Source organism: Mesorhizobium sp. M6A.T.Cr.TU.017.01.1.1 (assembly GCF_004023115.1).
Classification (GTDB): domain Bacteria; phylum Pseudomonadota; class Alphaproteobacteria; order Rhizobiales; family Rhizobiaceae; genus Mesorhizobium; species Mesorhizobium mediterraneum.
On sequence record NZ_RZTA01000280.1, the window covers coordinates 1 to 560 of the forward strand.

Annotated in this window: 1 pseudogene; it reads right to left on the reverse strand. The window is 60.5% G+C overall.

The window, feature by feature from the left end:
* A pseudogene (locus EOB36_RS33990) lies at positions 1 to 445 on the reverse strand (transposase); the annotation flags it as partial.
* Positions 446 to 560: the final 115 nt, after the last annotated feature.

Consider the following 560-nt stretch of genomic DNA (forward strand, 5'->3'; position numbering starts at 1 on the left):
GTTTTCATGATCCCTCGGATCTGGTTGGAAAGCTCGACGGTGATCCGGACCAGCCGGGTGCGGGCTGCCACGAGCGTGCGGGTCAACATGCTGTCGAAGCCTTTGACGCGCACCTCGCGAAAGAACCCTACCTCGGCAAGCTGCGCCAAACCGTCGGCGTCGTTCGCGTCCGTCTTGTTCGCCGCCATATCAAGCACAGCTTTGGCATGGCGAGCATCGATGCAGACTGCTGGCAACCCGCGCTGCGCAGAGAATGATAGAACCACACCGACAATGGGCCGGCTTCGAATACGATGCGCTTTGCGGCAGGCGCCCGCTTGCGGACAAGCTCGGCAATGATGTTGGGATCAGAGGCGCACTTTCCGCGCCAGATCCGTTCGCCTTCACGGCGGATCGACACTGCCGTCTCTTTCATCGACACGTCGAGACCGATATATTCTGTCATCTGTTCTCCGTTGATGCTGGGCCCGGCGTCCAGTCGTGAGCCCGTACTTCATCCTATCGGGGAACAGCCACCCTTCAGGAACATGATTTGGCTCTCAGGGCCGCCGCTCCGGCGA